The organism is Vogesella mureinivorans, assembly GCF_007644035.1.
In the GTDB taxonomy this organism is placed as follows: Bacteria; Pseudomonadota; Gammaproteobacteria; order Burkholderiales; family Chromobacteriaceae; genus Vogesella; species Vogesella mureinivorans.
In genome coordinates, this window is the sequence record NZ_VMTV02000747.1 from 1 (window position 1) to 263 (window position 263).

At 71.1% G+C, this 263-nt stretch carries 1 protein-coding gene; it reads right to left on the reverse strand.

Features of this window, described 5'->3' with window-relative positions; genetic code table 11:
* On the reverse strand, nt 1-263 hold a 263-nt coding region (locus tag FLQ44_RS18040; protein WP_276607881.1), incomplete at both ends, for an inositol monophosphatase family protein.

Below are 263 nucleotides of genomic sequence, written 5' to 3' on the forward strand. Positions count from 1 at the left end.
TGGGCCAGGGCGATGTTGACGGTGAACGCCTCGCGCTCGCCCACGAAGGCCTTGGTGCCGTCCAGAGGGTCGATCAGGAAAAAGGCGTTCTCCGCGTCGGGCGTTCCGTCCGCGGCGCAGGCCTCCTCGGCCACGGTCTGGACGCCGGGGTAGAGCGCGGTCAGCCGCTCGACGATCAGGGCTTCGGCCTTCTGGTCGGCCTCGGTCACCGGGCTGTCGTCAGCCTTGGTGGTGACGGCGGCGCCGGCGCGCCAGTAGGGCAG